The organism is Kribbella sp. NPDC004138 (assembly GCF_053603655.1).
Map to the genome: position 1 here is coordinate 1 of NZ_JBSGFZ010000033.1, position 26,696 is coordinate 26,696.

At 69.5% G+C, this 26,696-nt stretch carries 27 protein-coding genes, 1 tRNA gene and 1 pseudogene; 14 read left to right on the forward strand and 15 right to left on the reverse strand.

What is annotated here, in order from left to right; translation table 11 throughout:
• Positions 1-12: 12 nt before the first annotated feature.
• From ACWEOO_RS36215 to ACWEOO_RS36240, 6 genes are all read right to left on the reverse strand, one after another.
• Complete coding sequence (locus ACWEOO_RS36215; protein WP_452146892.1) at positions 13-2,475, reverse strand: ABC transporter permease; 2,463 nt, start codon at positions 2,473-2,475, stop codon at positions 13-15.
• A gap of 1 nt (position 2,476) precedes the next feature.
• Positions 2,477-3,256 carry an ABC transporter ATP-binding protein gene (locus tag ACWEOO_RS36220; protein ID WP_355700715.1) on the reverse strand — a complete coding sequence of 260 codons (780 nt, stop codon included), beginning with the start codon at positions 3,254-3,256 and terminating at the stop codon, positions 2,477-2,479.
• A gap of 94 nt (positions 3,257-3,350) precedes the next feature.
• Positions 3,351-4,019: a response regulator transcription factor gene (locus tag ACWEOO_RS36225; protein ID WP_355700714.1), complete on the reverse strand. Its 669-nt coding sequence runs from the start codon at positions 4,017-4,019 to the stop codon at positions 3,351-3,353.
• Positions 4,019-5,197, reverse strand: coding sequence for a sensor histidine kinase (locus ACWEOO_RS36230; protein WP_452146893.1), 1,179 nt, complete (start codon positions 5,195-5,197; stop codon positions 4,019-4,021). The genes ACWEOO_RS36225 and ACWEOO_RS36230 overlap by 1 nt, the downstream gene beginning before the upstream one ends.
• Positions 5,198-5,373: 176 nt before the next feature.
• Positions 5,374-6,015: a TetR/AcrR family transcriptional regulator gene (locus ACWEOO_RS36235; RefSeq protein WP_355477195.1), complete on the reverse strand. Its 642-nt coding sequence runs from the start codon at positions 6,013-6,015 to the stop codon at positions 5,374-5,376.
• A 58-nt stretch (positions 6,016-6,073) separates the two neighbouring features.
• Positions 6,074-7,072 carry an acyl-CoA desaturase gene (locus tag ACWEOO_RS36240; RefSeq protein ID WP_359926727.1) on the reverse strand — a complete coding sequence of 333 codons (999 nt, stop codon included), beginning with the start codon at positions 7,070-7,072 and terminating at the stop codon, positions 6,074-6,076.
• Positions 7,073-7,195: 123 nt separating this feature from the next.
• Here ACWEOO_RS36240 and ACWEOO_RS36245 point away from each other — a divergent pair.
• The 3 genes from ACWEOO_RS36245 (at position 7,196) to ACWEOO_RS36255 (ending at position 8,607) form a co-directional block, all read left to right on the forward strand.
• Positions 7,196-7,267, forward strand: a tRNA-Gln gene (locus tag ACWEOO_RS36245).
• Positions 7,268-7,805: 538 nt separating this feature from the next.
• Positions 7,806-8,042, forward strand: coding sequence for an HAD hydrolase-like protein (locus tag ACWEOO_RS36250; RefSeq protein WP_452146958.1), 237 nt, complete (start codon positions 7,806-7,808; stop codon positions 8,040-8,042).
• Positions 8,043-8,268: 226 nt separating this feature from the next.
• The gene (locus ACWEOO_RS36255) at positions 8,269-8,607 is read left to right on the forward strand and encodes a hypothetical protein (protein WP_452146894.1); all 339 of its coding nucleotides are present in this window, start codon (positions 8,269-8,271) and stop codon (positions 8,605-8,607) included.
• Positions 8,608-8,708: 101 nt separating this feature from the next.
• Here ACWEOO_RS36255 and ACWEOO_RS36260 read toward each other — a convergent pair whose 3' ends face one another.
• Positions 8,709-9,092, reverse strand: a complete 384-nt coding sequence (locus ACWEOO_RS36260) for a hypothetical protein (RefSeq protein WP_452146895.1) — start codon at positions 9,090-9,092, stop codon at positions 8,709-8,711.
• Positions 9,093-9,388: 296 nt separating this feature from the next.
• Complete coding sequence (locus ACWEOO_RS36265; protein WP_452146896.1) at positions 9,389-9,709, reverse strand: hypothetical protein; 321 nt, start codon at positions 9,707-9,709, stop codon at positions 9,389-9,391.
• Between the two features lie 99 nt (positions 9,710-9,808).
• On the opposite strand from ACWEOO_RS36265, the gene ACWEOO_RS36270 reads away from it, so the two are divergent.
• The 3 genes from ACWEOO_RS36270 (at position 9,809) to ACWEOO_RS36280 (ending at position 11,253) form a co-directional block, all read left to right on the forward strand.
• A complete protein-coding gene (locus ACWEOO_RS36270) occupies positions 9,809-10,252 on the forward strand; it encodes a hypothetical protein (protein ID WP_452146897.1) in 444 nt (147 codons plus the stop codon).
• A gap of 73 nt (positions 10,253-10,325) precedes the next feature.
• Complete coding sequence (locus tag ACWEOO_RS36275) at positions 10,326-10,793, forward strand: 2'-5' RNA ligase family protein (RefSeq protein ID WP_452146898.1); 468 nt, start codon at positions 10,326-10,328, stop codon at positions 10,791-10,793.
• Between the two features lie 31 nt (positions 10,794-10,824).
• Positions 10,825-11,253 (forward strand): hypothetical protein, encoded by a 429-nt coding sequence (locus tag ACWEOO_RS36280; RefSeq protein WP_452146899.1) that lies wholly within the window; start codon positions 10,825-10,827, stop codon positions 11,251-11,253.
• A gap of 1 nt (position 11,254) precedes the next feature.
• Here ACWEOO_RS36280 and ACWEOO_RS36285 read toward each other — a convergent pair whose 3' ends face one another.
• The 5 genes and pseudogenes from ACWEOO_RS36285 to ACWEOO_RS36305 all read right to left on the reverse strand — a co-directional run bounded on the left by ACWEOO_RS36285 (position 11,255) and on the right by ACWEOO_RS36305 (position 14,517).
• The gene (locus ACWEOO_RS36285) at positions 11,255-11,686 is read right to left on the reverse strand and encodes a GNAT family N-acetyltransferase (protein WP_452146900.1); all 432 of its coding nucleotides are present in this window, start codon (positions 11,684-11,686) and stop codon (positions 11,255-11,257) included.
• Between the two features lie 106 nt (positions 11,687-11,792).
• Positions 11,793-12,128: pseudogene (locus tag ACWEOO_RS36290) on the reverse strand (GNAT family N-acetyltransferase); the annotation flags it as partial.
• 89 nt (positions 12,129-12,217) lie between these two features.
• Positions 12,218-12,655 carry an NUDIX domain-containing protein gene (locus ACWEOO_RS36295; protein WP_452146901.1) on the reverse strand — a complete coding sequence of 146 codons (438 nt, stop codon included), beginning with the start codon at positions 12,653-12,655 and terminating at the stop codon, positions 12,218-12,220.
• Entirely contained in the window at positions 12,655-13,614 is a 960-nt protein-coding gene (locus tag ACWEOO_RS36300) for a threonine ammonia-lyase (RefSeq protein ID WP_452146902.1), read from the reverse strand. Before ACWEOO_RS36300 ends, ACWEOO_RS36295 begins: the two co-directional genes overlap by 1 nt.
• An 84-nt stretch (positions 13,615-13,698) precedes the next feature.
• Complete coding sequence (locus tag ACWEOO_RS36305) at positions 13,699-14,517, reverse strand: alpha/beta fold hydrolase (RefSeq protein ID WP_452146903.1); 819 nt, start codon at positions 14,515-14,517, stop codon at positions 13,699-13,701.
• 73 nt (positions 14,518-14,590) lie between these two features.
• On the opposite strand from ACWEOO_RS36305, the gene ACWEOO_RS36310 reads away from it, so the two are divergent.
• The gene (locus ACWEOO_RS36310; protein ID WP_452146904.1) at positions 14,591-15,520 is read left to right on the forward strand and encodes a phosphotransferase family protein; all 930 of its coding nucleotides are present in this window, start codon (positions 14,591-14,593) and stop codon (positions 15,518-15,520) included.
• On the opposite strand, the gene ACWEOO_RS36315 is transcribed toward ACWEOO_RS36310, so the two are convergent.
• Positions 15,510-15,839 (reverse strand): VOC family protein, encoded by a 330-nt coding sequence (locus ACWEOO_RS36315; RefSeq protein WP_452146905.1) that lies wholly within the window; start codon positions 15,837-15,839, stop codon positions 15,510-15,512. The two genes, ACWEOO_RS36310 and ACWEOO_RS36315, sit on opposite strands and share 11 nt — an antisense overlap.
• Before the next feature lie 1,014 nt (positions 15,840-16,853).
• On the opposite strand from ACWEOO_RS36315, the gene glmU reads away from it, so the two are divergent.
• Complete coding sequence (glmU, locus tag ACWEOO_RS36320; protein ID WP_452146906.1) at positions 16,854-18,326, forward strand: bifunctional UDP-N-acetylglucosamine diphosphorylase/glucosamine-1-phosphate N-acetyltransferase GlmU; 1,473 nt, start codon at positions 16,854-16,856, stop codon at positions 18,324-18,326.
• A gap of 30 nt (positions 18,327-18,356) precedes the next feature.
• A complete protein-coding gene (locus ACWEOO_RS36325; RefSeq protein WP_359926693.1) occupies positions 18,357-19,337 on the forward strand; it encodes a ribose-phosphate diphosphokinase in 981 nt (326 codons plus the stop codon).
• A gap of 63 nt (positions 19,338-19,400) precedes the next feature.
• Here ACWEOO_RS36325 and ACWEOO_RS36330 read toward each other — a convergent pair whose 3' ends face one another.
• Positions 19,401-19,880, reverse strand: a complete 480-nt coding sequence (locus tag ACWEOO_RS36330) for a hypothetical protein (RefSeq protein ID WP_363717768.1) — start codon at positions 19,878-19,880, stop codon at positions 19,401-19,403.
• Positions 19,881-20,012: 132 nt separating this feature from the next.
• Here ACWEOO_RS36330 and ACWEOO_RS36335 point away from each other — a divergent pair, with 132 nt between their 5' ends.
• From ACWEOO_RS36335 to ACWEOO_RS36355, 5 genes are all read left to right on the forward strand, one after another.
• Positions 20,013-20,774 carry a DUF1932 domain-containing protein gene (locus ACWEOO_RS36335; RefSeq protein ID WP_452146907.1) on the forward strand — a complete coding sequence of 254 codons (762 nt, stop codon included), beginning with the start codon at positions 20,013-20,015 and terminating at the stop codon, positions 20,772-20,774.
• A gap of 320 nt (positions 20,775-21,094) precedes the next feature.
• Positions 21,095-21,739, forward strand: a complete 645-nt coding sequence (locus ACWEOO_RS36340) for a 50S ribosomal protein L25/general stress protein Ctc (protein WP_359926684.1) — start codon at positions 21,095-21,097, stop codon at positions 21,737-21,739.
• A 42-nt stretch (positions 21,740-21,781) separates the two neighbouring features.
• Positions 21,782-22,357, forward strand: coding sequence for an aminoacyl-tRNA hydrolase (gene pth, locus ACWEOO_RS36345; RefSeq protein ID WP_359926681.1), 576 nt, complete (start codon positions 21,782-21,784; stop codon positions 22,355-22,357).
• A complete protein-coding gene (gene mfd / locus ACWEOO_RS36350) occupies positions 22,354-26,013 on the forward strand; it encodes a transcription-repair coupling factor (RefSeq protein WP_452146908.1) in 3,660 nt (1,219 codons plus the stop codon). Before pth ends, mfd begins: the two co-directional genes overlap by 4 nt.
• A 59-nt stretch (positions 26,014-26,072) precedes the next feature.
• Positions 26,073-26,690 (forward strand): hypothetical protein, encoded by a 618-nt coding sequence (locus ACWEOO_RS36355; protein WP_452146909.1) that lies wholly within the window; start codon positions 26,073-26,075, stop codon positions 26,688-26,690.
• Positions 26,691-26,696 lie beyond the last annotated feature (6 nt).

The following is a 26,696-nucleotide window of genomic DNA, read 5'->3' on the forward strand; positions in this document are numbered from 1 at the left end:
TCCCCCGCCGGCTCATTCGGTCGCCAGTGCGCCGGCGGGGGCGACCTTGGCGGCGCGGCGGGCGGGGAGCACCGCGGCGAGCAGGCCCGCGACCGCGGCCACGGCGGCGATCGCGATCAGCAGCGTCCCGGGTACGGCGTACTCCACGCTGCCGTCGACCGTCTGGCCGCCCATCAGCGCGCTCGTCCCTGTCCAGCCGTAGATCAGGCCGAGCACGATCCCGAGACCTGCGGCGACCAGTGCCATCAGTAACGACTCGACGGCGAGCATCCGGCGCAGCTGGCGGCGGGACAGGCCCATTGCCCGCAGCAGCGCGTTCTCCCGGGTCCGCTCCAGCACCGACAGGCTCAGTGTGTTGCCGACACCGACCAGGGCGATCAGCACCGAGACCCCGAGCAGGCCGATCCCGACGATCAGCAGGACGTCGAAGATCTTCGTGTAGCTGGTCCGCTCCGCGAGCCCGCCGCCGACCGACAGCTCCTTGACGGTCGGGATCGACTGCTGCACGGCGTCGATCACGTCCGAGCCGTCCGCCTTCGGGTCCGAGGCCAGCCAGAAGCCGGTCACCGGCGCGTTCGGCGCCAGCTTCGCGAGATCAGTCGCCGCGACCGTGATCGGGTCCAGCCCGTGCGACCGCTGGACCTTCACGGTCAGCTTGTGCTGCCCGGACACGATCGTCAGCGGGCTGCCGTCCTCGACGTCCAGCATCGCCATCGTCTGGCGGTCGACCAGCGCCGTACCGGGCTCGAGCCGGGCCGCCAGCGCCGGGTTGTGGATCACCGAACCAGCCGCGGCCGCGTCGATCCCGGTGACCTCGACCTCCTGGCTGCCGGACTTCACCAGCACCCTGCTGACCGGAACGACCTGGGTGATGCCCTTGATGTCGCGGAGCTGCTGCTCGGCGCCGGCCGGCATCTCCTCCTGGTACGTCGTGACCATCAGGTCGACCGGGTATTGCCCGTCCATCGACACGTCGAACGTCTTGCGCACCGATGCGATCCCGACACAGGTCAGACTGATCAGCGTCACGCCGATGAGCAGGGCGGACGTGGTGGCCGCCGTACGCTTCGGGTTGCGGATCGCGTTCGCGACGGCGAGCCGGGCAGGTACGCCGCCACCGCGGGCGGGGAGCGCGCCGATCAGGCGGATCAACGTCGGCACCAGCAGCGACCCGATCGCGAGCACGCCGAGGAACGAGAGCGCTCCGCCGGCGACACCGATCAGTACATCTTGCAGCACCGCGCCGCCCGCCAGCAGCGCACCGCCACCGGCGAGGAGCAGGAAGCCCAGGATCAAGCGCAGCAGACCGGCCTTGCTCGCGGCCGCCGGCGCCACCTCGGGCCGGAGCGCGGCCAGCGGCGCCACCTTGGTCGCCCGTCGGGCCGGTACGACGGCTGCCAGCAGCGTGACCGCGATGCCCAGCAGCAGCGGCAGGAACACCGACAGCAGGTCGAGATGCAGCGGGAGCGGCGGGATGCCCCAGTCGAACTCGCGGGACAGCGCCAGACCCAGTGCGGACAGCGCGACACCGAACACGACGCCGATCGTGGACGCGACCGCACCGACCACGGCGGCCTCCGCGAGCACCGACGTGAACACCTGCCGCCGGGACGCGCCGACGCAGCGCAGCAGCGCCATCTCGCGGGTGCGCTGGGCGATCACGATCGTGAACGTGTTGCCGATCACCAGGCAGGCGACGAACAGCGCGATCACCGCGAACATGCCGAACACGCCGCCGAGGACGTCGATACCGTTCGTCCAGCTCTTCACCTCGTGGTCGATGAAGGCCTCACCGGTAAAGGTCTGTACGCCGCCGGTCACCGCGGCCCGGGTGGCGTCGGCGAGCTGTTGCTGGGTGACGCCGGGCTTCGCGGCGAGCGCGATCGCCCGGGTGTACGCGCCCGGGTCGAAGATCTTCACCGCGGCCGGGGTCGCCACCGCGGCGGCGGTTCCGACGTATTTCGAGTCGTCCACCAGCCCGACGACGGTGACGGTCCAGGACTTGTCGTCGTACGAGCTGATCCGCAGCGTCTGGCCGACGGTGACCTTGTGCTTCGCGGCGGTCCGGGCCGGCAACGCGATCTCGTTCGTTGCGGTTGGCAACCGCCCGGACGAGGTGCCGGGGCCGGCGATCCTGGAGCTGTCGTACAGCGCGTCGATCGGGATCGTGGTCGGGCGGACCAGGTCGGCGAACGCGACCTCCAGGTAGGCAGTGGTCAGCGTGACGACCGACGCGGCCTCGGGGACCTTCTGCGCCTTCGCGACGTCGCCGGGGGAGATGGTCGACGAGTCTGGGGCGACGACGGCGTCGACACCCTTGTACTGCGCGCCGATCGTCTCGTCGACGCCGTGCGACGCGGACGAGTGCACGATCATCGCCAAGGAACCGAAACCGACCCCGAGCACGATCGCCAGGCAGGCCGCGATCAGGCGGCCCAGGTGGGCGCGCAACGAGGAGAGGAGCGAGCGTCGCACGTCAGGCCCCCAGCTGGCGCAGTGCGTCGAGAACGCTCTCCGGGGTCGGCTGCAGCAGCTCGCCGGCCAGCTTGCCGTCGGCAAGCATCACGACGCGGTCGGCGTACGACGCCGCGAGCGGATCGTGCGTCACCATCACCACGGTCTGGCCGAACTCGCGGACCGAGCGCCGCAGGAAGCCGAGCACCTCGGCGCCGGACCGGGAGTCCAGGTTGCCGGTCGGCTCGTCGGCGAACACGACCTCCGGCCGGCCGACCAGGGCCCGCGCCACCGCGACCCGCTGCTGCTGGCCGCCGGACAGCTCCGACGGACGGTGCGTGAGCCGGTCCTGCAGGCCGAGTACGTCGATCAGCGTGGTCAGCCACTGCTGGTCGGGCTTGCGATTGCCGAGCTCGAGCGGGAGCAGGATGTTGTCGCTCGCGGACAGCATCGGCAGCAGGTTGAAGGACTGGAACACGAACCCGACGCGGTCCCGGCGGATCTTGGTCAGCTCGGCGTCCGGCAGCTGGGTCAGCTCGGTCTCGCCGAGCAGGACCTGGCCGCTGGTCGGGGTGTCGAGCCCCGCCAGGCAGTGCATCAACGTCGACTTGCCGGAGCCCGACGGCCCCATGATCGCGGTGAACCGGCCGACCCCGAAGTCGACCGAGACCCCGTCGAGCGCGGCGACCGCGGTGTCGCCCTGTCCGTACACCTTGCGCAGCTCGTGCGCCCGGATCGCGGTCCGCGGCTCCCCGTCCTGCGGCAGCCGCCCCGCCGCAAGCTCCCCGGTCTGCAAGCTCATGTCACTCCTTGGTTTCGTTGTTGGCCAAGAAGTTAGTGATCTCGCCGGCGAATCTCGTCGGACCGCAGACTGGAGTCCGCGTACTACCTGGGTATTACTTGCTGGGCCGGACCAGCCCGGTCTCGTACCCGAGGACGACCAGGGCGACCCGGTCGCGGAGGCCGGTCTTGGCCAGGATACGGCCGATATGCGTCTTGACCGTTGCCTCGGACAACGTGAACAGCTTGGCGATCTCGGTGTTCGACAGGCCGCGGGCGACCTCGATCAGCACCTCGCGTTCGCGGGCGGTCAGGTCGGCCAGGTCCGGCTGCTCGGTCTGCTCGTCGGGCAGAGCGCCGGCGAAGTGCTCGAGCAGGCGTTTCGTCGTACTGGGGGAGACCACGGCGTCACCGGAGTGCACCTGCCGGATCGCGTTCAGCAGGTCGGCCGGCGGGGTGTTCTTGAGCAGGAAGCCGGCCGCGCCGGCCTTGATCGCGGCGAACGCGTACTCGTCCAGGTCGAAGGTGGTCAGCACGATCACTTTCGGTGCTTCGGGCAACGACTGGAGCCGGCGGGTGGCCTCGACGCCGTCCAGCCGCGGCATCCGGACGTCCATCAGAACGACGTCGGACGCGGTCACCTGGATCTTCTCGATCGCCTCGCCGCCGTCACCGGCCTGCCCGACCACCCGCATGTCGGCCTGGGAGTCCACCAGCATCGTGAATCCGGCCCGGACGAGTTCCTGATCGTCGACAAGGAACACCCGGATCACGTCGTCTTCCATTACTCTCCAGTCGGCAGGTTGTACGGCAGCCTGGCGATCACCTCGTAACCGCCGCCGGCCTTCGGTCCGGCGCTCACCGTACCGCCCGAGACCGATGCGCGCTGCCGCATCCCGACCAGGCCGTGACCCGGGTCCGCGCTCGGCGCGACGCCGGCGCCGCGGCCGTCGTCGGTGACCACCACGGTCAGCATCTCGCGCCCGAAGTCCAAGGTGACGGAGGTCCGCGCTCCCGGCCCGGCGTGTTTCAGCGTGTTGGTCAGCCCCTCCTGCACGATCCGGTACGCCGTGAGGCCCAGCAGCGCCGGCAGGTCGCGAGGCTCGCCGGTGACGTCGTACGTGACGTTGAGGCCGGCCTCCCGGACGTTGTCGATCAGCTCGGGGAGGCTGGAGACGCCGGGCTGCGGGCGGGGCTGGTTCGGGTCGAGGTCGTGCTGCTCGTCCTGTTTGAGCAGACCGAGCATCTTGCGCATCTCGGTCAGACTCGCGCGGCCGGTGTCGCCGATCGTGGCGAGCGCCTTCTTCGCCGCGTCGGGGGACTGGTCGGCGGCGTACAGCCCGCCGTCGGCCTGGACGATCATGATGGACAGCCCGTGCGCGACCACGTCGTGGATCTCGCGGGCGATCCGGGTCCGCTCGTTGCCGACGGCCAGTTTCGCCTCGCGGTCACGGTCCCGCTCGAGCTGGGCGGCCCGCTCCTCGAGCTGCGCGACGTACAGCCCGCGGGTCCGGCGGCGCTCGCCGAACGCCCAGACGCCGAAGACCAGCGCGCCGAGCGCGACCATCATCGTGACCTGTTGTTTCCAGTCCGAGTTGGCCCAGTACCGCGAGGTCGCCATCAGGACGCCGAGGCCGCCGATCCCGAGCGCGATCCGGCTCAGCCGCACGTCGCCGTACACGGAGATCGCGTAGAGGGCGACGAGCAGGCCGACGTTGCCCGGCATCAGCTGGACGCCGCCGAGCCATTGCAGCACCGCGACCGCGCAGACCCCGAAGAAGACCAGCTCGGGGTGGGTGCGGCGCCAGATGAGCGGGGCGAGCATGCCGAACGCGAGGATGCCGCTCAGGTGCGCCTGGGCCAGCGACAGGAAGCCGAAGACCATGCAGAGGCTGCCGGCCAGCAGCAGATCGAACGCCCTGCTCCGGGCAGGCACCGGCCGCGCGGTCAGGATCCCCGTCATGCTGGCCAGGGTACGGGCTGGCTCCTCGGCGGGGGTCATGCCGCCGGCTGATGTCGCCGTACGACTGGGGTATGCGGACGCCCACCACTCACCAAGGCGGCGCAATCGGCCGTCGGACGGCCGTTCCACGCTCAGCCGGCCCGGCGGGGTTGTGGTTGATGAGTGCTGGCGGTCCGCTACTTGTGCGGCCGGGTCGAGAGCGTGGGCTTGGCTTCGAGGCCGGAGAGGCCGTTCCAGGCGAGGTTGACCAGGTGCGCGGCGACGTCCGGCTTCTTCGGCTTGCGGGCGTCCAGCCACCACTGGCCGGTGAGCGCGACCATGCCGACCAGCATCTGGGCGTACATCGGGGCGTTCTTCGGGTCCAGGCCGCGGCGCTTGAAGTTCTCGGCCAGGATGTGCTCGACCCGGGTCGCGACGTCACTCAGGATCGAGATGAACGACCCGGTCGACGACCCGACCGGCGAGTCGCGGACCAGGATCCGGAACCCGTCGGAGTTGTTCTCGATGTAGTCGAGCAGTGCGAGTGCGGCCTGCTCGACCAGTTCGTGCGCCCGGCCGGCCGTCAGCGACTGCGTGACACCGTCGAGCAGCGCCCGGACCTCACGGTCCACGACGACGGCGTACAGCCCTTCCTTGCCGCCGAAGTGCTCGTACACGACCGGTTTGGAGACCTCGGCCCGGGCCGCGATCTCCTCCACCGACGTGGCCTCGTACCCCTTCTGGGCGAACAGGCCGCGGGCGATGGTGATGAGTTGCTCGCGACGTTCGGCACTGGTCATCCGGATCCGGCCGGACCGCCGCGGTTTGGGTTCCGTCACGTCGTGATCACGTCAGCATCATGCCGTACTTCGGGTGTTGCTTGCGGAGGTTTAACGGTCAGGCCGCTTTGAGAGTGCGCTGGGAGTTGTCGGTACGGCGCGCCTCGAGCCGCTCCTTGACCGGCCAGCGGACGTCGGAGACCCAGCCGCGCTTCTCGAAGAACCAGATGCAGCGCGCGGACGTGTCGATCTGGCCCTTCAGTACGCCGTGCCGCGCGCAGGTCGGGTCGGAGTGGTGCAGGTTGTGCCACGACTCGCCCTGGCTCAGGATCGCCAGCCACCACACGTTGCCGGACTTGTCACGGCTCTTGAACGGCCGGTCGCCGATCGTGTGGCAGATCGAGTTGATCGACCAGGTCACGTGGTGCAGCAGCGCGATCCGGACCAGGCTGGCCCAGAAGAACGCGGTCAGCGCACCGGTCCACGACCACGACCACAGGCCGCCGATGACGGCCGGCGCCAGCAGGCTCACGGCGACCAGCAGCGGGAACATCCGGGACACCTTGACGATGTCCTTGTCCCTCAGCAGGTCGGGCGCGTACTGGCGCTGCGGGGTCTGCTCGGTGTCGAACAGCCAGCCGACGTGCGCGTGGAAGAACCCCTTCGTGAGGGCGCCCAGCGTGTTGCCGTACTTCCACGGGCTGTGCGGGTCGCCGTCACGGTCGGAGAACTTGTGGTGCTTGCGGTGGTCGGCCACCCAGCGGATCACCGGGCCCTCGATCGCGAGCGAACCGGCGATCGCGAGCGCGTACTTCAGCGGGCGGTTCGGCTTGAACGACTTGTGCGTGAACAGCCGGTGGAACCCGATCGAGATCCCGTGGCCGGCGATCGTGTAGAAGACCACCGCGAGCACGACGTCCCGCCAGCCCAGGAACCCGCCCCACGCGATCGGCACCGCCGCCAGCACCGCCAGGAACGGGATCCCGATGAACAGCGCCAGGGCGACCTGCTCCCAGACCTTCTTCTGCTCACCACCGAGCGTCCCGGTGTGCACCTCCTCGTCGACCGGCACGGTACGGGTGGGCGCGTCCGGAGTGGCTACGGCGGGTGGAGTCATAGCTGTTCATCCCTCGAGTCAGGGGTTCCTTACCTACGCCACCGTAACCTACGGACCCGTAGGTAAGGAACCCCTGAGCGTGTCATCCACCCCACTCATGGCAAACTGTCCCGGCAACCACGATCCCCCGTGGGGTAATCGGCAGCCCGCGAGACTTTGAATCTCGAAGACCAGGATCGAAACCTGGCGGGGGAGCAACCCAAAACCCCGGTCCGGAGCCTCCGAGCCGGGGTTTTGCTAACGGACTAGCCAACACGCCGCTGCTCGATGCCCGAGTCAGAGCCGTCGACGGCGGCTGCGAATGTGTTGGCAACCTCGTCCGCGTGCTGACGGATCACATCGGCGTAAACCCGCAGCGTGATTGCGGGGTCGGCTGCCCCAGGCGCTCAGCGACGACGTGAACCGGGACCCCAGCCGTCAGCAGCAGAGTTGCGTGCACGTGGCGGAGATCGTGAAGGCGAGCAGGTGGCAGCAGCCTCGGCGGCCGGGGGAGTTCCTGTCTTGGCGTGCGCCGGGTGCCGGGAATGGCGGGTTCGTTGTATCAGATTGGTGACGGTGTCTGGTGGCACGGGCCGACCCAGCCCGGTCGTGAACACGCACTCGCCCCACACCGACACTCGGTGTCGAGGAATTCCTGCAGGCCTGCCGTGCGGATGGTCGGCAACTCGCGACCGTCAGCAACAACGCAGGTGTCGGTCCGGGCGTACCTCGATCGAGTCGGCTGACCGACCTGATCGACCACGTCGAAGCCAGGGACCCATCCGATCCTGGTGCCCAAGCCCTCGCCGTGGAAGGTGGCGCCTGCACCCTGATCGGCGACCAGACCACCGACGTACAGGCCGCCCGAGCGATCGGAGCCGTGCGCATCGGCTACGCCAACAAGCCCGGCAAGACCGACGACCTGGCCGCCGCTGGAGCCGACGCCGTGATGGCCCACATCGCCGAACTCACCGAGGCGATCCGGAGCTAGGATCGTGCCGCTGTCGGAACTACGGGCCGATAGTGCACGTGGTTGCGTGCCAGGCACTCCGGACCCCACGCAGCGCGACGTGCTGTCGTGTGCCAGCTGATGCCTGACGATTTCGTGCCAGTTTGATGGTTGACACCTCGCCTAGGAAAGTGAGGAGGACCGTCCGTGGTCGGTCTGGTTCGATCGTCTGGCGCGCTGGTCTGGTCGGGGCGGATAGTCTCGCGGCGTGACAAAGCGGTTCGAGCAGGCCATGCGGCTCATGCGCAGACGGGACCCGCAGTCTCAGGAGAACGGGTTTCAACTGCTGTTGCCGCATGCCGCCGAACATTTCGATGAGCTGGTAACGGCGTTCGATCAGGAGCGTGCGGACCACGGTCTGCAGTGCTGGCTGCTCGAGCTCATCGGTGAGGCGCGTTCACCGGATGCGTTGGCGTTGCTCGTTGAGCAACTCCAGGGCGACGACGATTCACTCCGAGACTGGGCAGTTCGCGGTCTGAAGATGCTCGACACCAAGCCAGCGCGCGAGCATTTGTGGCGGGCGCGGGCCAACGGGTTGATCGGCTGACTCATCGACGGCTTGACCGTGAGGTGGCATTCGGCTGTTCGGTGATCGCGGTGGTGGCGGCCCGGTCTGGGCGAGCGGTAGGCCGCCCTTCCACACTGGGGCTACGCCTGTACCGGACCGTGCGGATGCAGTCGCTTGTCAAGCCATCGTGGCCATCTTGGCCAGCGATGCTCCCAGTCGATCTTCCAAGTCTGATTGGCGAACTCGATGGGATCCAGCTCGATCCCTGGCCGTCCGATGGCCTGACCATGTTCGCGCAGGAGCCTCTGCAGCAAGTCCGCGTCCAGCTCGTCTGTCAGCTCAAGCACGACCAGGTCGTTCTCTGCTCTCATGCTGATCACGCGGCCTATCTCCGTCAGCGCGGCGGTGTACTCGCCGTCATCAACGTCGATCGCTTCCAACCAATCCTGTGCATCCGCCATCGACGGGAACATGGTCAAGTCGAGGCCGGCGAAGACAAAGACAACTCGCGGACTGGCGGGCACGCACTAAGCATCGCGAACGCGCACCCGATCGTGCACGCGAATTGCCCAGCCAGTCCCCGGACGCCCGGCAATCACGGTTCCCCGCACAGCGAGCACAGAGCAGCCAGGCGCGTCGCGTTGCTAGCGGATTTGCTAACAGGACGCGTGGACGGCTGTGGACGGCTTACGGTGATCCGGTCGAGCCGCACGCTCTTCCCGAGCAAGCCAATCACCCCGGTGGACCCAGTCGAACCGATGGGCGTCTGCTCAGTTGTCCGCGACGGCTGCCGTCCGACAGTTGGCAGACCTGCCGGTGGTCAGCGTTCGTCCGGGGCTGAGTGGCGGGCGGGTGGTTGGGGGCGGCGGTGGGCTTGGACTACGGCTGTGATCCAGGTCAGGAGGGCTAGGGTGAGGCCGGTTGCGGCGCCGGGGGCGGGGGCGTGGAGGAGGCTGCCGAGGAGGGCGCCGAGGGTGCCCAGAGTGAGGAAGGCGGCGAAGAGGATTGAGAAGGCGTCGCCGCCGGTGCTTAGGTCGCGCAGTCGTTTGGCGAGTGGGCGATCGCGTTCCATCAGCAGCAGGATCTGTGCGCTGAGGACCAGCGCGATCAGCAGGCCGAGTGCGTACGGAAGGATGCCCACAGGTTCAGTGTGAGGGGTGGGGCGTTGAGGCGGTTGGGGCTTGCGTTGTGGTTGGTGGTTGCGTTGGGTGGCTGTGGCGCCAGCGGGGGAGGGGCAGCGGTGGACGAAGCGCCTGCGCGGTTCCGGATCGTGCCGGACGACTATCACGTGCCGTACGCCGGGACGGCCGGTGACGGGCGGCGGTTCTTTCTCAGTGACGAGTTGTTCGATCCGGCGAGCGGCGCGGCGTACGTCGGGTTGTTCCTGTGGAACGCGGACGGGACGTTCGCCGAGGTGAAGGTCGACGAGGCGGTCCGGGCAGAGGGGGTACCCCCGGGGCAGGCGGCGTCCGCCGGGGCGGATCAGGTCGTCGCCTCGCGGCTCGCCGAGCTCGGGAAGTACGTGCTCGAGCCGATCGACGTCGCGCCTTTCGCGGTGGAGGTCGACGGCGTGACCTTCGGCTGGGTGGGCGAGGACTTCGAAGGTACGTACTCGCTGCACATCGAACCGGGCAACTTCATCGCGTACGACGAGCCCTGGGACGGCCTCGGCTACGACACCTGATGGTTTGGCGGCCGACCTTGGGGGGATGGGGATTGAGGTGACCTGAGCACGAGCTGGCCGAGCCGGGCTCGACATGATCCCGCTGCGTTGGCTGCACCTGACCATGCAGGGCGTCGGGTTCGTCGAGGAGGTGCCGGCGGCGCGGGTGGATGCGCTGCTGGGCGCAGCTCGCGCCCGGCTGGGGGAGTTGCAGCCGGTCAAGGTGCGGTTCCACCGACCCGTCGTACGTCGGGAGGCGGGCCTCCTCCCGTCGGATCCGCTCGAACCGCTGCAGACGATCCGGTACGCCGTACGCGCCGCCATCGCCGACGTCTTCGGCGCAACCGGCGTCCCCGAGAACGCGGACGGCTACCGCCCGCACCTCAGCCTGCCGTACTCAAACACCGCACAAGCGTCCGCGTCTGCCCTCGCCGCCGTCGACGGTGTCACCGCGGCGCCCGCGGACCTGACCGTCGACGCGGTCTCCCTCATCGAGATGCACCGCGACAACCGCATGTACGAGTGGCGAACCGTCGAGGCTGTGCCGCTCGGCGGGCTGTAGCCTCGGCGCAGCCGAATCAGAGGGGACAAGGGTGGGGTTCTTCGGGAGTTACGTGTACGCCGACCGCGCGTGGAGCGAGGTTGATCCCGACGCGGAGACCGGCGTGCCGTCGGAGCCGTACATGGTCGTGATGATTCATGACAGTGACATCGCGATGATCCGGTACGCGCCGGCGGGTGTGGGGACCGGCGAGGCGTTCCTCGGGCACACGCCGCGCGCGTACTTCGGGGACCCGTCCGCGCCGACGGCGGCCGACACGGTGATCGAGGCCGCTGGACTCGCCGCGTGGGCGGAGCTGGTCGGCACGTCGCCGGCCCCGGACGAGATCGGACGCTTCCTGGCGAGCGACGACAGGCAGCCCGACGACAGGCAGGACGACGTACCTGACGAGGATGTCTTCGTGGAGCTGAAGACTGCCAGGTTCCTGCAGACCCTCGGGCTTCCGCCGCTGCCGCGCTGAGTCAGGACAAGGTCTTCTTGTAGAAGACCGCGGAATCGTCGTACCCGAGTGCCAGATAGAACGCCCCGGCCCGGCGACTGGCCAGTGCGAGGTAGGCGGCGCCTGTAGCGCGGGCCCATTCTTCGGCGCGCTCCATCAACTGCCGGCCGATTCCCTGCTGCCGCTGGCTCTCGTCGACCATGAGCTCCTCGACCCACGCGACACGACCGTTGGCGAGGAACGTGAGGTGGGTGTTGCCGAGGAGGTAGCCGACGATTTTGCCGTCAGCGGTCTCCGCGACCAGCAGCAGCGTGTCTGGTACGTCGACCAGCTGCGGCCACGTCGCGTCGAACGCGGTCCTCTCGGGAGCGAACGAGGTGGCGAACGCCTGTGCGAGCGGCCAGACGTGCTCGCCGTCGTCGACGCGGGCCGGGCGGATGACGATCGGTCTCATAGCTCGTCCTCGAGGCGTAGTGGGATGCGGCGGAAGTATTCCTGGTGGGCTTGTGGTTGTGGGGTTCGCAGCAGATGAGGCCCAAGTCGGTGGTGCTGGATTCGATGCGGCGGCAGGCGGTTGCGACGAGGCGGCCGGCCCAGCCTTCGGTGCGGAAGGACGGGAACGTCAGGACGCTGGTCGGGGCGGCGACCTTGTACGTCGTGCCTTCGTGGTGCAGGTCCAGGTGGACGATCTCCAGGTGGCTGACGACGAGGTCGCCGGCGACGTACAGCAGGTGGTGCGGTTCGTACGCCGGGTTGGTGATCCAGTCGCGATACCTGAGCTCGCCGGTGAACCCCTCCGGCCAGACGATCCGCAGGAACGACAGCACCTGAGCCTTCAGCACCGCGGGCAGCATTCCCGGCCCGTACTCGGCGTACCGCACTTCCTCAGCGCACATCACCTGAGTCTCGTTCGAGCGGGCTGGCCTGGGCAATTCAATACCTGCCGGGGTTGAATCGAGCCCGTGCACCGAGAGGGCACCCGGCGTCACGGTCTAGCGGCCACGTCGGCGACCAGTCGCCCGAGCTCGGGTGGGTAGACGGTTTCGGTGGTGGCGTCGAGATCCTGAGCGGTCCACCAGGCGAAGCCGAGGATGGTGGTGGATTCATACTCGGAGAGCTGCGCCGGTGCAGGGGTGAAGTGGGCGACGTGGTGCAGGAGCCACTCTTCGTGGACGTCGATGCGCTGGCCATTGAACTCGTACGTGTGGTCCCGCGTCCACACGTGCGTCCCGGGTGGGAGGTCGCGCAGACCCGTTTCCTCGTACGCCTCGCGGGCTGCGGCTGCCTGCAGTGTCTCGCCGGGGTCGACGCCGCCGCCGACCGGGTACCAGCATGCGGCCTGGGTCTTCGGGTCCCGGGCGTGGATGAGCAGCACGCGGTCGTCCTCGTCGAGGAGCAGGAGCTTGACCGCGAGCCTCGCCATCAGAGGCCGACCCAGCGCCGGTACTTGTCCTGGTCCACGTTGCTGCCGCACACGATCGTGACCACCTGCCGGCCGGCGAAGCGGTCGCGGTCCTCGAGGATCGCGGCGATGCCGAGCGCGGCGGACGGTTCGACGACGAGGCCGGCGTGGTCGAGGAGCAGGCGCAGGCCGGTGACGATCGAGGATTCCTGGACGAGGACGGCGTCGTCGGCGACGACGAGCAGGTCGTCGAGGACCTCGGGGATCGGGATCCGCCCGGCGACGCCGTCCGCGATCGTGTCGGCAGTTTCGGTGGTGACGACGCGCCGCTCGCGCCAGGAGCGCGTCAACGCCGGTGCGCCGAGCGGTTGGACGCAGATCACCTCGACGGCGGGTGCGAGGGTCTTCAGGACGTACCCCACGCCGGTCGCCAGTGCGCCGCCGCCGAGCGCGATCAGTACGGCGGGGTCGGTCCCGTGCAGCGCGTCGACGAGTTCGAGGCCGATCGTCGCGGCGCCGTCGCAGGTCTCGAGGTCGAGGCTGTCCTCGAGCAGCCGGATCCCGTCGTACCGCGCGATCTCGGCGGCCCGGAGGCGGGCGAGCTCGTGGTCGCCGTCGACGAGCTCGAGTTTGGCGCCCAGTGCGCGGATGCGGTCGAGCTTCGCCGTGGTGGCGAACCGTGATGCGACGACCGTGACGTCCAGTCCGCGGTCGCGACCGGACCACGCGAGCGCCTGCCCGAGGTTGCCCGCGCTGGCACAGACGACCGCGCGCGAGTCGCTGGTCGCGAGCTGACTCGCGACGACCTCGGTACCGCGGCCTTTGAAGCTGCGCACCGGGTTCGCCGTCTCGAGCTTGATGTCGACCGCGCAGCCGAGCTCGAGCGCTTCGCAGCGATAGAGAGGACTGTCCAGGAAGACCGGGGCAATGATCTGCCGGGCCGCGCGAATCCGGTCCATGTCGAGCCGTGTCCCCTGCACGAGACCGCAGCCTACGGCACACTCGGCGACTGGCAGGGGCGGTCGTCTCGTGTCATGACTCCCGCTCTTCCAAGCCCCGCCTCCTTAACCGTCCAGGAACTCGCGGATGTGGGACGACCAGGTCTCGGGCTGTTCGAAGTGGCACATGTGGGCGGTGTCGGGGATGACGATCAGGTGGCTGGGGACGGCCTTGTGGAGGCGGTGGGCGAGTTGGACGGGGAAGCCCATGTCCTTGTCGCCGTGCAGGATGAGGATGGGCTTGGCGAACGAGCGGAGGATCTGCTCGGGATCGCCGGGGCACCACGGGTGCATGAGGCCCTGGAGCGCGCGTTCCTCGGACCAGTCGCCGAGGTCGGTGCCTAGGGATTCGAGCAACCGCAGGTGCGCCGGGGCGTGGTCGAGGTCCCACACGAAGACCGTGGAGTTGCGCAGAGTGCCGTTGGCCTCGTCCTCGATGCGTTGGCGGCGCTGATACTCGTCCCAGCCCGCCAGATAACCGGCCGCGTCCGCCGACGAGTACGCCGACGTCGAGGCGAGCACCAAGCGCCGTACCTGCTTCGGATGCTTGTCCACGAACTGCATCGCGGCCCGCCCGCCCGTCGAGAACCCGACCAGATCGACCGCGCCGAGCCCGAGCCGGTCGATCAACCGGTGCGTGTCCTGCACGACATACTCCGGCTGCAGATCGTCGTCCGGCAACCCGCGGCTGCTCCGCCCGCACCCGCGGAAGTCGAACAGCACCACATGATGATCGCGGGCCAACGGCTCGAACCCGGGCACCAGGTATCCGTGCCCGACGTCCGGTCCGCCGTGCATCACCACCACAGAAGGCCGGTCGCCCCGCCGCCCGAGATCCCGCACGAACAGCGTGACACCGCCGACGTCGACCAGCGAATCACCCATGCCCGCAAGGGTTTCAGGCCCCGCCGACAAAATCGGACGACAGCGCCGCGGCGCGCGACTAGGGTCTTGCGGCATGCCGCTGTCCGACGCTTTCCTGCAGGAACAGCTCCGCATCCTCGGGTACGGCGGTCCCGAGCAGATCGCGATCGGGATGCAGGGCGCGGTCTTCCGGCTCGGCGGCGGGAAGGTCGCGAAGATCTGGTTCCACGCGGGCGAGACCGAGCTCCGGACGCTGAGTGAGCTGTACGAGGCGCTCGACGGCCAACTGCCGTACCGGACCCCGCGCGTTCTCGAGCTGCATCACCCCGGCCCGTACTGGCTGACGATCGAGAAAGAACTGCCGGGCGTCCCGCTGCACGAGGTGGCGCCGGAGTTCGGTGCACCGGGCTGGAAGCGCGTGCGGGACTGTGTCGTCGAGGTGGTCGACGCGCTGGCGCAGGTGGCGGCGCCGGAGGTGCTCCGTCGTACGTCGGTGCTCGACGAAACCGGCCCGTTCCGCCCGGGCGGCGTGTCGTGGCGCGAGGCCCTGACGGGTCTCGTCCAGCGCCGGGCCGCTCGCTTCGACACCCGGCTGGTGGACGACTTCGACGCCAAGCTCGAGGCGCTGCTGCGGCTGCTGGCCGACCTCAAGGAGCCCGAGCCCCGGCTCGTCCACGGCGACGTCACCGCCGGCAACATCCTCGTCGACGACGACCTGCGCCCGGTGACGCTGCTCGACTTCGGTCTGCTGACAATGGCCGGCGATCCGGTGTTCGAGGCCGCGGCCACCGCGAGCGTCATCGACCTCTGGTCGCCGCGGGCCCGCGAGGTCGAGGCCGCGTACGACGCGGCGTTCGCCGACGGCCTCGGGTACGACGCCGATCAGCTCCTGCTCTACCGCTGCGCGTACTCGCTGATCATCGCCAACGCCCACGACGACGACCCCTACGACCGCGACAGTCACGCGCCCCTGACGGCGAAATTCTTCAACAGCCCGCAGGTCGTCGCACTGCTCAGTCGATGACGCAGAAGACAGTTCCGTCCGGCGCCTTGAGGACCGTGAAGTCGGCGTCCGGCGGGTAGGTCCAGTCCTCGACCCGCTCGGCGCCGAGGCCGATCAGCCGCTCCACTTCGGCTTCCGGTGTCGAGGAACCGTCCACCCACAGGTCGAAATGCGTGCGGTCGGTGCTGTCGAGGTGGACCCTGGTCGGCCGGGTGCCCGGGGGCGGGACGAGGAAGTCCGGGTTCTCGGCGGGGGTGAGGCCGAGGGCCGCGCGCCAGAACTCGGCGGCCGGGCCGGTCGACGGCACGTTCAGGACGATTGCTCCGAGTGTGAGGGCCATACCTTCCAGGGTTGCAGAAAGCCGCATGTAACGCAGCGAAGGAGTCGCAGCGTCGAGAGGGATGTAGACGACGCCGTACTCGGAGGGGAATCGTTGTGAGACTGAAGACATGCATCCTGGTCGCGCTGACCGGGTCCGTGCTGACAGCAGTGCCCGCGGCCGCCCAGCAGGCCGGGGAACAGGACGGATAGTTGCGCTGGGCAATGACTGCGACGAACCGGCAGCCCGCCACGTTCAACGACGTGGCGACCGGAGCGGGCGGCACCTGGGCGGTCGGTGGCGACCAGAAGCAGGACTTCCAGGACTCGGGGGCAAGGAACGCGCCGTCGTCTACCGCTACGCCGGCGGAAAGTGGCAAGCACTCAACGCCGGGTTGGAAGGTTCCGTCAACGGCAACGTCCTGGCCGTGCTGTCCGCAAAGAACGCCTGGCTGGGCCTCAACGCCGGTCTTGCGCACTTCGACGGAAAACGCTGACCAAGATCGCGGTCCCGGCCGGCATGGCCCAGCTGTACGACGTTGCGCTGCGTGACAATCGCCCTGTGGTGGTCGGTGAACAGTTCAAGGACAACCAGACCGCGGCGTACGTCCTCCGACTGAGCGGCTCGAAGCTCGTCGCCGCTCCCGCACCGAAGGCGCGACCGGCACGCTCACCGGCATCGCGACCGCGAAGGACCGGGTCTGGACTGTCGGCATGTCGGCCGCGTCCACGCAGTCCCCGTTCACCGCAGTCCCCGTTCACCGCTGGCCGCGTTCACCCGCTGACCTGCGTCGGCTCGACAGCAGCCGCCCGATCGCGGTGACCGGCGGCTGCTGGAACGCGGTGAAGTAGATCACGAGGACCACGGAGAGTAACCGTCAGCTCTACGCGCGGTGCGGGGGAGGGTGAGATCGGTCTCGCTGTCCCCGTGCGAGGGGCCGTGCGGACAGCAAGTAGGCTTGCGCGGGCGCTGTTTCGGGTGCCCATGCTGATACTTGTTGAAAGAAACTCGCAGGGAACTCGAGGAGAAGACCGCGTGACTTCCCATCGCCCCACGGCGGTCGTCATCATGGCCGCCGGTCTGGGCACCCGGATGAAATCGGCGACCCCGAAGGTGTTGCACGAGATCGGCGGGCGCAGTCTCGTCGGGCACGCCGTGCACACCGCCCGGGCGCTCAGCCCCGAACACCTCGTCGTCGTGGTCGGCAACGGCCGCGAACTGGTCGAGGAACACCTGAAGGCCGTCGACCCCGAGGCCCGCACGGCCGTCCAGGAGCAGCAGCTGGGCACCGGCGACGCGGTCCGCGCCGGCCTGAGCGCCGTACCGGCCGACTTCGACGGCTCGGTCGTCGTCACGTCGGGTGACGTCCCGCTGCTCGAGGCGGAGACGCTGCACGACCTGATCGCCGACCACGACAAGCAGGGCAACGCGGTCACCGTGCTGACCGCGCGGGTCCCCGACCCGACCGGATACGGCCGGATCGTGCAGGGGCCGGACGGCACTGTCGCGGCGATCGTCGAGCACAAGGACGCCACCGCCGAGCAGCGCGCGATCGACGAGATCAACGCGGGCATCTACGTGTTCGACGCGGCCACCCTGCGGGACGGCCTGAGCCGGCTGACCACCGACAACGCCCAGGGCGAGCTCTACCTGACCGACGTGATCGGCATCGCCCGGAACGACGGCAAGCGGGTCGGGTCGCACGTCACCGGCGACGCGATGCAGACCGAGGGCGTCAACGACCGCGTCCAGCTCGCCACGCTCCGCGCCGAGCTGAACCGGCGTACGCTCACCCGCCTGATGCGTGCGGGCGTGACGGTCGTCGACCCGAACACCACCTGGGTCGACCAGACCGTCCAGGTCGCCCGCGACGTCACCCTGCTGCCGAACACCCAGCTGCACGGGGCGACCACGGTCGACGAGGGCGCCACCATCGGCCCGGACACCACGCTCACCGACATCACCGTCGGGGCCGGCGCGACGATCATCCGCACCCACGGCTCCGGCGCCGAGATCGGCCCGCAGGCCAGCGTCGGCCCGTTCGCGTACCTGCGCCCGGGCACCAAGCTCGGCGTGAAGGGCAAGATCGGCACGTTCGTGGAGACCAAGAACTCCACCATCGGCGACGGCGCCAAGGTCCCGCACCTGACGTACGCCGGCGACGCGACGATCGGCGAGGGCGCGAACATCGGCGCCGGCACGATCTTCGCGAACTACGACGGTGTCGCGAAGCACCCGACGCACGTCGGCAAGCACTCGTTCATCGGCAGCAACTCGGTGCTGGTGGCGCCGCGGACGATCGCGGACGGCGCGTACCTCGCGGCCGGCACGGCGCTCACCGAGGACGTCGGCCCGGGCGAGATCGCGGTCGCCCGCGGCCGGCAGCGCAACATCAAGGGCTGGGTCGCGCGCAAGCGGGCCGGCACCAAGACCGCCGCGGCGGCCGAGGCGGCGCTCGCCGAGCAGCCGGTGGAGCAGCCGGCGGACCAGCCGGACGAGCAGGCCTGAGCGGTACGAGGACAACGGGAGGCGCGGGCGATGAGCGGGATGAAACGAACCACCGAGAAGAACCTGATGGTTTTCTCCGGCCGGGCGCATCCCGGTCTCGCCGAGGAGGTGTCCGAGGAGCTCGGGTCCGGTCTGGTGCCGACCCAGGCGTACGACTTCGCCAACGGCGAGATCTACGTCCGGTTCGAGGAGTCGGTCCGGGGCAGCGACGCGTTCGTGATCCAGAGCCACACCTCGCCGATCAACGAGTGGATCATGGAGCAGCTGATCATGGTCGACGCGCTGAAGCGGGCGTCGGCCAAGCGGATCACCGTGGTGCTCCCGTTCTACGGGTACGCCCGGCAGGACAAGAAGCACCGCGGCCGGGAACCGATCTCGGCCCGGCTGATGGCCGACCTGTTCAAGACCGCGGGCGCGAACCGGCTGATCTGCGTGGACCTGCACACCTCGCAGATCCAGGGTTTCTTCGACGGCCCGGTGGACCACCTGATGGCGCTGCCGATCCTCAGCTCGTACGTCGCCGAGAAGTACGGCGACCAGCAACTGGCTGTGGTGTCGCCGGACGCCGGCCGGATCAAGGTCGCCGAGCAGTGGTCGGCACGGCTGAACAACGCGCCGCTGGCGTTCATCCACAAGACCCGCGACATCGACCGTCCGAACGAGACGGTCGCGAACCGGGTCGTCGGTGAGGTCAAGGGCCGGGTCTGCATCCTGGTCGACGACATGATCGACACCGCCGGCACGATCACCAAGGCCGCCGACGCGCTGTACGCCGAGGGCGCCGCCGGCGTGGTGATCGCGGCCACGCACGCGATCCTGTCCGGCCCGGCGGTGGACCGGCTGAAGAACTGCCAGGCCAGCGAGGTGATCGTCACCAACACGCTGCCGATCGCCGAGGAGCGCCGCTTCGACAAGCTCACCGAGCTGTCGATCGCGCCGCTGATCAGCCGGGCCATCCGCGAGGTCTTCGAGGACGGCTCGGTCACCAGCCTGTTCGACGGCCGCGCCTGACCGCGACCTCCCGACGCGGCGGCGTCCAGTCGCGCCGCCGCGTCCCAGCAGTGCCGGCGCCTGTCAGGCGGTGATCCGGCGTCCGCTCAGCTTTCCGGTGCCGGAGTCCACGACCTGGCTGAGGCTGCCCGGTGCGAACACGGTGAAGCGGTACTTCGCCGTGATCGTGCCGTGGGACACCGAGCCCCAGGCCTGCACGCGGATCGTCGGCCCGACCGATTCCGGCCCCTGTTCACCGGCGGTCCCGGTCCACATCGTCAGCCGGAAAGACTTCCCGTGCGATGCCCAGGTCCCGGTGAAAGGCGGCCCCGCCGGGCTGATGTCGTGCGACACGATCACCCCGCCGCCCGCGAAACTCAGCACCAGGCGGACCTTGTCGGGCGATCCGTCGTCCTGCCGCGTGCAGATCCAGCTGCCCAGCAACCCGCCGCCGCTGTCCGCCATCGCCGGTGTGGTCGCCGCCAGACCGGCGACGGCGACGCCTCCTGCTGCCATTCCCGCACCCCTCAGCGCCTGCCGGCGCCCGATCGCGTTCTCGCTCATGAAACCCTCCCCCTGAGAACCGCTGTTCCTGTCCACGCTGCACCCGGGCACGGCGATGTGACAACGGTTCGCCGGGGACGGTGACTGACATAGGTTGGGCGGTAACTGACCGAATCGAGGATCGGACGCCGCATGCGGATCACCGTGTTCCACCCGGGAGCGATGGGCTCGAAACTCGCTGCGCAGCTGGTTGTCGCCGGTCACGAGGTGCACTGGGTGCCGGACGGCCGCAGTGCCGCCAGCAAGGCGCGGGCAGACGAGGCCGGTCTGATCGGTACGCCGTTCGCCGAGGCGGTCGGGGCCGCGGAGGCGATCCTCTGCTCCTGCGCGCCGCAGGGCGCCGTCGACATCGCCCGGCAGGTCGGCGGTGCGGGCTTCAGCGGTCTGTACGTCGAGGCGAACCCGCTGTCCCCGGCGTCGCTGGCGGAGGCGCGCTCCGCCGTACCCGAGGCGACGTTCGTGGACGCCGGCGTGATCGGGCCGCCGCCGACGGGTGGGGCGAGCCCGACGCATCTGATGTTGTCGGGCGCGGAGGCCGGGACCGCGGCGGGGTTGTGGGCCGGTACGGCGGTCACGCCGATGGTGGTCGGCGCCGAACCGGGTGCGGCGAGCGCGGCCAAGTCGTCGTACGCGCTCTACAACAAGGGCAAGGCGGCGCTGGCGGTGCTCGCGTTCCAGTTGGCGGACAAGCACGGCGTGACGGACGCGCTGGTCGCGCAGCAGATCCGGGCGGACGCCGGATCCCTGAAGGATCCGGGACTGCCCGAGCAGCTCCGCAGCGTCGCGTGGCGTTGGGGCCCCGAGTTCGACGAGCTCGCCGAGACCCTGGACGCCGCCGGCCTCGAGGGCGACGCGGCCCGGGCGCTCCGTCAGGTCTGGACCAGACTCACCTAGGCCCTAGCCCCGCAGGACGAGCGGCGCCGACCTCGGCAACGCGCCGAAGATCGGGTGCGGCAACGGGTCACCGGGAACCTCGCCGTCGCCGGAGCAAAGTGCCCCAGGAGGACGGATTTCCCGTCTGGGCAGGCTCGTGGGTAGACTGTTTTGGTTGCCTCGGCGAGGGACGCCCCCCGGAACTGTTGGGCGCGGCTCCGTGATCGACGCGGTGGTTCGTTGCCTGACGCCTTCTCGGGGTCAGCAGGCGCCCGCTGAGGCCGCAGCCGAGTTCCATCCAGTCAACAGATCACCGCAACGCTTTTGAGGAGTGTCATCTCGTGGCCGAGGTCAAGATCCAAGCCGAAGCGCGCAACGAGTTCGGCAAGGGTGCTGCCCGCCGAATCCGCCGGGACAACAAGGTCCCTGCCGTCCTGTACGGCCACGGCACCGACCCGGTGCACATCACGCTGCCTGGTCACGACACCATGCTGGCCCTGAAGACCGCCAACGCCCTGCTGATGATCGAGGTCGAGGGCGGCGAGTCGCACCTGGCGCTGCCGAAGCAGGTCCAGCGCGACCCGCTGAAGGGCTTCATCGAGCACGTCGACCTGGTGATCGTCCGCCGCGGCGAGAAGGTCCAGGTCGAGGTCGCGGTGCACCTCGAGGGCGAGGCCGCGTCCGACGCGCTGGTCGTCACCGAGCACGCCGCGGTCCTGGTCGAGGCCGAGGCGACGCACATCCCGGAGAGCATCGTCGTCTCCATCGAGGGCCTGGAGATCGGCGCCCAGATCCACGCGTCCGACCTGACCCTGCCGTCCGGTTCCACGCTGGCGATCGAGCCCGACACGCTGATCGTCAACGTCACCGCGCAGCCCACCGCCGAGCAGGTCGAGGGCGAGCTGGCCGAGGCCGAGGCCGAGGCGGGCATCGAGCGCGACGAGCCGACCGCGGCCGAGGAGCCGGTGGCCGCCGCGGCCGAGTAACCTCTGCCGCAGCACCAGACATCTTCGGGAGGGCCGGGATCCGTGGCGGACGACGTGTGGTTGGTCGTCGGACTGGGGAATCCCGGCCCTTCGTATGCCCGTACGCGGCACAACATCGGGCATCTGGTCGCCGACGAGCTGGCCGCCCGGTCGGGTGCGAAGTGGAAGCAGAGCAAGCAGGTCAAGGCCGAGGTGATCGAGACCCGGATCAGCGGCCTGCGGGCGGTGCTGGCCAAGCCCCGCTCGTACATGAACGAGTCCGGCGGCCCGGTCTCCGGGCTGCTGAAGTTCTTCAAGCTGGATCCGGCCAACCTGCTTGTCGTGCACGACGAGCTGGACATCGACTTCGGTGTCCTGCGGTGCAAGTTCGGCGGCGGGGACAACGGCCACAACGGGCTGAAAGCGCTGCGCAAATCGCTTGGCACTGGTGAGTACTATCGAGTCCGGTTCGGTGTGGGTCGTCCGCCGGGCCGGCAAGCGCCCGCCGACTTCGTCCTCAACGAGTTCTCCGCGGCCGAACGCAAGGACCTTCCGTTCGCCGTCGACCGGACCGCGGACGCGGTCGAGTCGCTGCTCACCGACGGCCTCGAGTCCACCCAAGGGAAGTACAACTCGTGAAGCTCAGCGGTCTGGTCGACACCCTGATCACCGATCCGGTGGTGTCCGAGGCCGTCCGTGACGCCCGCAACGACGGGGTCACGACGCTCGATCTGAGCGCGCCGACGCCGGTGCGCCCGGTCCTGCTCGCCGCGATCGCCGCGGCGCAGAACGGCGCCGGCCGGCCGGTGCTGGCCGTCACCGCCACCTTCCGCGAGGCCGAGGAGCTCACCGAGGCCCTGCAGTGCCTCGTCGAGGAGCCGGGCACCGTCGCGTACTACCCGGCCTGGGAGACCCTCCCGCACGAGCGTCTCAGCCCGCGGTCCGACACCGTCGGCCGGCGGCTGGCCGTGCTGCGCCGGCTCGTGCACCCGGATCCGTCCGACGAGACGACCGGCCCGATCAAGATTTTGGTCGCGCCGGTGCGGTCCGTCCTGCAGCCGCAGGTCGCCGGCCTCGCGGACCTGAAGCCGGTCCAGCTGCATGTCGGCGACACGGTCGAGCTCGAGGACGTCGTCGAGCGGCTCGCCGGTGCGGCGTACCACCGGGTCGACCTGGTCGAGCGGCGCGGCGAGTTCGCGGTCCGCGGCGGCATCATCGACGTCTTCCCGCCGACCGAGGAGCACCCGCTGCGGGTGGACTTCTTCGGTGACGACGTCGAGGAGATCCGGTACTTCGCGGTCGCCGACCAGCGCTCACTCGAGATCGCCGAGCACGGCCTGTGGGCACCGCCCTGCCGCGAGCTGCTGCTCACCGACGAGGTCCGCGCGCGGGCCGCCGTACTGGCGAAGGAACACCCCGAGCTGGCCGAGCTGTTCGAGAAGCTCGCCGAAGGCCACGCGGTCGAGGGCATGGAGTCGCTGGCTCCGGTGCTCGTCGACGACATGGAGCTGCTCGTCGACCTGATGCCCGCCGGGACGCACGTGGTCGTCAGCGACCCGGAGCGGGTCCGCGCCCGGGCGCACGACCTGGTCGCGACCAGCCAGGAGTTCCTGGAGGCGTCGTGGGCCGCGGCCGCCGGCGGCGGCGAGGCCCCGATCGACCTGGGCGCGGCGGCGTACGTATCGCTCGGCGACGTCCGGTCGCACGCACTGGGCAACGGCCTGGCTTGGTGGAGCCTGTCGCCGTTCGCGGCCGCGCCGACCGACCAGCCCGAGCTGCGGGACTCGATGGGTGAGCGGGTCGCGTTCGACATCGACACCGAGGCCGGTGCCGTCACCAGCCGGATCCTCGCCGCCCACGAGGTCGACCCGTACCGCGGTGAGACCGCGGCGGCGACCGAGGACATCCGCGGCTGGCTGCGGGACGGCTGGCGCGTCGTCTGCGTGACCGAGGGCCACGGCCCCGCGCAGCGCCTGGCCGAGGTGTTCTCCGAGGCCGAGCTGCCGGCTCGCGTCGTCGAAGGCATCGAGGAGATCCCCGAGCCCGGGGTCGTGCTCATCTCACAGGGCCAGCTCGAGCAGGGGTTCGTTGCTGACGGCATCAAATTCGCCGTGCTCACCGAGAACGACCTGTCCGGCCAGCGCTCGGCGGCCGAACGCCGTTCCCAGCAACGGATGCCGTCGCGCCGCAAGAAGACGATCGACCCGCTGGAGCTGCAGCCCGGCGACCACGTCGTGCACGAGCAGCACGGTGTCGGTCGGTACGTCGAGATGATGCAGCGCACCGTCGGCACCGGGTCCCAGAAGGCCACCCGCGAGTACGTCGTGATCGAGTTCGCGCCGAGCAAGCGCGGCCAGCCCGGCGACCGGCTGTACGTGCCGACCGACCAGCTCGACCAGGTCACCAGGTACGTCGGCGGCGAGCAGCCGAGCCTGGACAAGATGGGCGGCGGCGACTGGGCCAAGCGCAAGGGCCGCGCCCGCAAGGCGGTCCGCCAGATCGCCGGCGAGCTGATCAAGCTGTACGCCGCGCGCCAGGCGACCAAGGGGCACGCGTTCGCCAAGGACACCCCGTGGCAGCGCGAGCTCGAGGACGCGTTCCCGTTCGTGGAGACGCCCGACCAGCTGTCCACCATCGACGACGTGAAGCACGACATGGAACGCGTCATGCCGATGGACCGGATCGTCTGCGGTGACGTCGGGTACGGCAAGACCGAGATCGCGGTCCGGGCGGCCTTCAAGGCGGTGCAGGACGGCAAGCAGGTCGCCGTACTGGTACCGACGACGCTGCTCGTGCAGCAGCACTACGCGACGTTCGCCGAGCGGTACGCCGCGTTCCCGGTGAACGTGGCGCCGCTGTCGCGGTTCCAGACCGACAAGGAGGCCAAGGCCACCGTCGACGGTCTCGCCGACGGGTCGATCGACGTGGTGATCGGAACCCACCGGCTGTTCAGCGGCGAGGTCGCGTTCAAGGACCTCGGCCTTGTGATCGTCGACGAGGAGCAGCGGTTCGGCGTCGAGCACAAGGAGCAGCTGAAGCGGCTGCGGACCGCGGTCGACGTCCTGACGATGTCCGCGACGCCGATCCCGCGGACGCTGGAGATGTCGATCACCGGGATCCGCGAGATGTCCACGATCGCCACCCCGCCCGAGGAGCGGCACCCGGTGCTGACCTTCGTCGGCGCGTACGACGAGCACCAGGTGACCGCCGCGATCCGGCGCGAGCTGCTCCGCGAGGGCCAGGTCTTCGTCGTCCACAACCGGGTGAACACGATCGAGAAGGCCGCCGCCCGGATCCGCCAGCTGGTGCCGGAGGCCCGGGTCAGCGTCGCGCACGGCCAGATGAACGAGCACACCCTCGAGCAGGTCATCCAGGACTTCTGGGAGAAGCGCTCGGACGTGATCGTGTGTACGACGATCGTCGAGTCCGGGATCGACATCTCGAACGCGAACACGATGATCGTCGAGCGCTCCGACCTGCTCGGCCTGTCCCAGCTGCACCAGCTCCGCGGCCGGGTCGGCCGCGGCCGCGAGCGGGCGTACGCGTACTTCTTCTTCCCGCCGGAGAAGCCGCTCACCGAGACCGCGCACGACCGGCTGGCGACGATCGCCCAGCACGCGGACCTCGGCGGCGGGATGGCGGTCGCGATGAAGGACCTGGAGATCCGCGGCGCCGGCAACCTGCTCGGCGGCGAGCAGTCCGGGCACATCGCGGACGTCGGCTTCGACCTGTACGTCCGGCTGGTCGGCGAGGCGGTCGCGGAGTACCGCGGCGACACCCAGGCCGAGGAGCCCGAGGTCAAGATCGAGCTGCCGATCGACGCGCACCTGCCGCACGACTACATCCCGTCGCAGCGGCTGCGGCTGGAGATGTACCAGCGGCTCGCGGCGGTCCGTGACGACGACCGGGGCGGTGGGGCGGGGGAGGTATCAACCAGCATCGCCGAGCTGGTCGAGGAGCTGCACGACCGGTACGGCGACATCCCGCAGGCCGTGCTGAACCTGATCGAGGTGGCGAAGTTCCGCAACCACGCCCGCCGGGCGGGGCTGCACGACGTCACGCTGCAGGGCAACATGATCCGGTTCGGGCCGGTCGAGCTACCCGACTCGAAGGTGCTGCGGCTGAACAGGCTGTACCCGAAGAGTCTGGTGAAGCCGCAACTGCATACCATTCTGGTGCCGAGACCTGCGACCAGGCAGATCGGCGGGCAGCCGCTCCGCGACCAGGAGCTGCTGCAGTGGTGCACCCGGTTGATCGACGACGTGATCGCCGAACCTATTGTGGTGCCGGCGTGAATCTGCCCGACCGGGATGGTGGGGCGGGGCAGAAGATGACAGGAACGCGAGGAGATTCGGTGAGCACACGGCTTCGGGCTCTCGGTGTGGTGGCGGCGACGGTGCTGCTGACCGGTGGTTGTGCGGCGGGAACCCACCCGGGCGCGGCCGCCGTGGTCGGCGGGACGGAGATCAGCAGCAGCCACGTCGACGACACCGCCCGCGCGTTCTCGGCGGCGGTCGGCGAGAGCGTGCCGGTTCCGGCGATCGTCAACCAGATGGTCAGCGACGAGCTGACCGTGCAGGTCGGGCAGCAGAAGTCGATCTCGGTCAGCGACGCCGAGGTCGCGGCCGCGATCCCGCTGATGTTCAACGACCAGGTCACCAAGAAGCTCCAGGCCGACCCGCTGAGCAGCGCGTTCCTGAAGGAGATCGCCGCCGGTGCGGTCACCTCGGCGAAGCTCGCCGGTGGCAACGGCCGGCTGGACACCGCCGACGCGCAGCAGCAGCTGCAGGCGGGGTCGGCAGCGGTCAAGGAGGCGGCGAAGGACATCAAGGTCACGGTGTCCCCGCGCTACGGCCAGTGGACCAACGGCCGCCTGGACACCACGATCTCCGGGTCGCTGTCGCAGGAGTCCGACCAGACCGCCGCGAAGCGCAAGGCCGCCGAGTCCGCCCAGCAGCAGGGCCAGGGCTGACGACGC